6 protein-coding genes are annotated in these 5215 nt (G+C 37.8%); all 6 read left to right on the top strand.

Annotated elements, in window-relative coordinates:
* Positions 1 to 238: 238 nt before the first annotated feature.
* The 6 genes from AB1422_16530 (at position 239) to AB1422_16505 (ending at position 4845) form a co-directional block, all read left to right on the top strand.
* The gene (locus tag AB1422_16530) at positions 239 to 2317 is read left to right on the top strand and encodes a polyribonucleotide nucleotidyltransferase (GenBank protein ID MEW6620913.1); all 2079 of its coding nucleotides are present in this window, start codon (positions 239 to 241) and stop codon (positions 2315 to 2317) included.
* A 395-nt stretch (positions 2318 to 2712) separates the two neighbouring features.
* Positions 2713 to 3030 carry a helix-turn-helix domain-containing protein gene (locus AB1422_16525; GenBank protein MEW6620912.1) on the top strand — a complete coding sequence of 106 codons (318 nt, stop codon included), beginning with the start codon at positions 2713 to 2715 and terminating at the stop codon, positions 3028 to 3030.
* A complete protein-coding gene (locus AB1422_16520) occupies positions 3002 to 3469 on the top strand; it encodes a PIN domain-containing protein (protein MEW6620911.1) in 468 nt (155 codons plus the stop codon). The genes AB1422_16525 and AB1422_16520 overlap by 29 nt, the downstream gene beginning before the upstream one ends.
* Positions 3470 to 4386: 917 nt before the next feature.
* Positions 4387 to 4584: a hypothetical protein gene (locus tag AB1422_16515; protein ID MEW6620910.1), complete on the top strand. Its 198-nt coding sequence runs from the start codon at positions 4387 to 4389 to the stop codon at positions 4582 to 4584.
* Positions 4584 to 4709, top strand: a complete 126-nt coding sequence (locus tag AB1422_16510) for a hypothetical protein (protein ID MEW6620909.1) — start codon at positions 4584 to 4586, stop codon at positions 4707 to 4709. The genes AB1422_16515 and AB1422_16510 overlap by 1 nt, the downstream gene beginning before the upstream one ends.
* Complete coding sequence (locus AB1422_16505) at positions 4657 to 4845, top strand: type II toxin-antitoxin system mRNA interferase toxin, RelE/StbE family (GenBank protein MEW6620908.1); 189 nt, start codon at positions 4657 to 4659, stop codon at positions 4843 to 4845. The genes AB1422_16510 and AB1422_16505 overlap by 53 nt, the downstream gene beginning before the upstream one ends.
* Positions 4846 to 5215 lie beyond the last annotated feature (370 nt).

The raw sequence follows: 5215 nt of genomic DNA, 5'->3' as shown, positions 1-5215 counted from the left end.
ATAATTTCTAACAAAATTAAAGTAAAATAGGGAAGAAAAATTCTGGGCTGTTTAACCATCATCTTAAAACTTTCTCTCCAGATTAAACCAACTTTTATTCTTTTAATTTCTCCCATAGAAAAGATTATATCACGAGTTAAAAAAAAAGTCAAGGATAAGTTTTTCTTGACATAATTAACAAAATATACTATAATTTTAAGCAATTTAGAGGAACATAAAAAAGGAGGATAAAAATTTTATGTTTACAGTTGAATGCAAAATAGGTAAGAAAAACCTGACATTAGAAACAGGGAAGGTAGCTAAACAAGCCAACGGTGGTGTCTGGGTAAAATGTGGAGACACTTCTGTTTTAGTTACCTCAGTTGTAAGTCCAGAGGTAGATAAAGAAACGGACTTTTTCCCATTAACCGTTGAGTATCAAGAAAGATTTTATGCGGCGGGTAGAATACCTGGAGGATTTTTCAGACGAGAAGGAAAACCATCCGAGCGTGAAATCTTAAGTAGCAGACTTATTGACCGTCCACTTCGTCCCCTATTTCCTGAAGGATTTTTAAATGAAGTCCAGATAGTTCCTACCGTTTTATCTGCAGATGATACCCCACCAGATATTTTTGGTATCATCGGCGCATCTGCATCACTTTATATCTCTGATATTCCTTTTACCACACCCATTGGAGCCGTGAGAATAGGAAGGATTAATCAGGAGTTCATCGTCAATCCTACCTATCAAGAAAAAGATGAATCTGACCTGGATATTATTGTTGCAGGAACCAAAGATACGATTATGATGCTTGAGGCATCAGCCAATCAGTTAGATGAAAGGGTGATTTTAGATGCAATTGAGTTTGCTCAACCGATTATTTGTCAAATTATTGATTTACAAGAGAATTTGAGACAAAAAGCAGGAAAAGAAAAGGTGGAAGTTCCTATATTTATGATTGATAAGGAACTTGACCGCCAGGTTCGAGAATTTGCAACTAATTTACTTAAAGAGGCTCTGTTTATTCCAGATAAAACTTTAAGGAATAAAAAAATTAAGGAGGCTATATCCCAAACAATTTCACATTTTGAATCAATTTCTTCTGAACAGGAACCACAAATTCGTAAAGTAATAGACATTATTAGTGGAGAGATTATTCGAACCTCTATATTAAAAGATAGCAAAAGGGTTGATGGTCGCAACCTTACTTCAATCAGACCCATAGAATGTCAGGTAGGGATATTACCAAGAACACATGGTTCTGCATTATTTACCAGAGGACAAACACAGGGTTTAGTCATAACGACATTAGGAACGCCAGATGATGAACAAATGTTAGATAACATTGAGGGGAAGAAATTCAAACAGTTTATGTTGCATTACAATTTCCCGCCGTTTAGCGTTGGGGAGATTAAATCAATGCGAGGTCCTGGCAGACGCGAGGTAGGACATGGTGCTTTAGCCGAACGCTCACTTTTCCCGGTCGTTCCACCTAAAGAAAAATTCCCTTATACCATTCGGGTTGTATCAGATATTTTAGAATCAAATGGTTCTACTTCTATGGCTTCGGTATGTGGTGGTTCATTGTCTTTAATGGACGCGGGAGTCCCAATTACTGACCCGGTTGCAGGAATCAGTATTGGCTTGGTTAAAGAAAATAACAACTTCGCCTTAATGACGGATATTACCGGATTAGAAGATGCTTATGGTGATATGGATTTTAAGGTTGCTGGAACGAAAAATGGCATTACGGGTATTCAATTGGATATAAAGATTCCAGGGATAACTAATGAAATAATAAAAGCAACATTAGAACAGGCTAAACAAGGAAGATTATTCATCTTATCCGAAATGGAAAAGGCTATTTCTCGACCTAAAAAAGAGGTTTCTGACTATGCCCCTAATATTGTTATGATGACTATCCCGGTGAGAAAGATTAAAGATGTTATTGGCCCTGGCGGAAAGGTAATCAAAAATATCACAGAGACTACTGGAGCAAAAATTAATATTAAAGATGATGGGTCGGTAAATATCTCTGGACCGGATAAAGAATCCACCTCACAAGCAGTAGGGATGATTGAGTATTTAATTGAAGAAGCTGAAGTAGGCAAAAATTATCGCGGCAAGGTGATGAGAGTTACCACCTTCGGTGCATTTGTAGAAATACTACCCGGCAAAGAAGGATTGCTTCATATATCTCAATTAGCCGATTATCATGTCAAAAAAGTTGAGGATGTAGTTAATGAAGGAGACGAAATAATGGTTAAGGTGATTGGGATTGATGAGCATGATAGAATCAGTTTAAGCCGAAAGGCACTGCTTCACGAACGAAGATAGGTCTATGCATCAAGAGTGTAGGTTTGGGGCGCGGGATTCGGGGTTCGGGATTCGGGAATGAAAAAATCCCCGAATCCCGAAATCCGGGTGGTGTCTTAATCTAGTGCTCTGTCGCTACTCAATTGATGTCCCCCGCTGGCGGGGGATTAAGGGGATGGAATATGAAATCTGAAATAGAAGAATCCACCCCCCTACCCCCGCCAGCGGAGGACAACGGCCAATCAATCACTTGAATGGCGACAGAGCAATAGTCTGATACTATTGGTTGTTGAATCTTTTGACGGGGGCAAGGGGGATGAAGACACTTATCTACCTCGCGTGGACAGCAGGGGATTTATTGTATTCAATGTTATATAATAGTAGCCAGATGAAAATAAAAAGGAGGTTTTGAAAAGATGGAAAAGATAGTCTATAATGTCGAGGAAATGGCAAAAATATTGGAAGTGGAACCTCTAACCATTTATCGAAGTGTAAGTAAAGGTAAGATACCATCAGTAAAAGTAGGCAAGAATATACTCTTTCCCAGGGATGTTATTCTGCAATGGCTTAAGATGAAGGCATGGCAGGGATATAAGGAAAAGATTGAGGTGGATGAGGCAATGGGAAAACCATTTGTCCTGAAACAATTTCCCACTGGACATCTTGGTAAAATAAATGAAGAACTCATCAATAGGAAGGCAATCTATGGCGACTACCTATCTGATAGATTCTAATATTCTTGTTTATGCCTATGATTTAGATAGCCATTACCATAAAAAGGCCAAGGAGATAATAGATAAAAAGGTCCTTTCAGGAAAGATAAATGCCTGTGTATCCCATCAGGTCCTCTATGAATTTTATGCGGTCATTACTGATTCCAGAAGAGTTGGTTCACCATTAGAATCAGACAAGGCAAGAGAAATTATTGAATCCTGCCAAAAAGCGGTTAACTTAAAGAAGATATTCCCATTGAGCAATACCCTAAAGACCGTTATAAACCTGCTCAAGAAATATTCTGTTTCAAAACAAAGCGTTTTTGATCTGGTTTTGGTAGCCACAATGATGGACAATAACATAAAAGGCATTTACACCACAAATGAGGCTCACTTTAAGCAATTTGAATTCCTGGAGGTTATAAATCCACTGAAGGCTACGAAGAGTAGAAGAAAATGAACCTCAATAAAACATCTCCAATTCAATTAGAACTCAGGACAGCCCATGTCCTTTTTATAAATTAGGAGCAAACCTCGAATATAGAATTTACAAAAAAGAGAAGATTAAGAAGTAAAGAAAAAGACGGCGGAGCAAATCTTTTGCCTAACGAATTAAAAATTTGTGTGGAGTAACGCCGACACACAATTCTGGGTTGAACTAACGCAATGGAGTATTATTTGGAATTTGAATAAAAGGCTATTTTGTATTTGGTAGGTTTAGTTATCTATTTTTGAGACTTCTATAGTCCGCTTTAATCCAGAGTAATTATTCAGCCACAGATGGACACGGATGAAACACTGAAAATTCGTGAATCGTATCCGTTTTCCGTGTCCGTAATCAGGTTGAAGGCTGAAGGGTTTTTCTCTTTCTGACTTTTATTTTCTATCCTTCTTGATTCTCTGCCACTGGAGGAAATTTCCACCCCCCAACCCCCGCCAGCGGGGGACAACCCACCTCTGACCTCTATCTTCTGTCCTCTGCCTTCTGCTCTCTGTCCTCTGCTCTCTGCCTTCTGCTCTCTGCCTTCTGCTCTCTGTCCTCTGCTCTCTGCCTTCTGCTATTTATCCGTGCTAATCCGTGGCTGAATAGTTACAATTTTCCTGAAAATGTATCTTTTTCTTCTTGACATCAAATATCCTAATATGATAAACTTAAAATAACTCTACAAAGCTGTCAAAAAAACTGCCACAAAGTGGCTTTGTTCAACAAGTCGTTGGAGTGGATGTGCTAACGCACGCCGCTCAACTCTGTCGTTAGTCAGAAAGGAACAAGGGTGGAAAGTTGAGTGGACAGAATTACTTGAAAATACAAATATATAAGGAAAATTTGAACTGAAATTTTTGACAATACTACTTATTTAAGAAGGAAGAAATTTTATGAAAGTAGCCGATTTAAGCAAAGAAGAGTTCAAGGTGTTAATGGGTGAGGTAATTGAAGAAAAATTTAAGGGATTCTTTGATCCTGACTATGGGCTTGAATTACAAAACGAATTTGTTCAAAGATTGGAAAACTCAATCGCATCTAAAGAAAGAGTTCCCTTTGAAGATGTGAAGAAAAAACTCGGGTTGGTTTGATGTACAAAGTTGAATTTACACCTCAAGCCGAAGAAGATTTATCTTGCATTGATAAAACTATTGCAAAACGGATTGTTGATAAAGATAGAATGGTTTTGTCAAAATATAGGACATATTATCAGTGAACCACTAACAGGGAAATTTAAAGGTAAGTATAAACTGAGGGTTGGTGATTGGCGAATAATATATTCAATTGAACATTCTTCTCAAATAATCACTGTTTATGCTATTGAACATCGGAGCAAGATTTATAAAATATAGAAAGATATACCGGTGCGAAATATTCCACAAGGAGTTTAATGCAAATATCAACTATCAACAATCCTAATGTGAACTTTTGGTTAATACTTACTATAATATTTGTTATATCTACTTAGAGAACGCTATACTAGTGCTCTGTCGCCATTCAAGTGATTGATTGGCCGTTGTCCCCCGCTGGCGGGGGTCTAATCCTTACCCACAAGTTGGGTAACAAGATGAGGTAAGCAAGGATAAACTATGAATGGGAGATTAGAGATTGCAGGAGAGCGGAGTGAGTGGCAAAATTCCAAATCACAAATTCCAAAATACAAATAAATTCCAATGACCAAAATTCAAAATTCCAAACAATATGATTTAGAAGAAAGAACTT

The sequence above is a fragment of the bacterium genome, from assembly GCA_040757115.1.
Taxonomy (GTDB): domain Bacteria; phylum UBA9089; class CG2-30-40-21; order CG2-30-40-21; family SBAY01; genus JBFLXS01.
The sequence above is the reverse complement of the archived record's forward strand: the minus strand, read 5'-3'. Positions and strand labels throughout refer to the sequence as shown.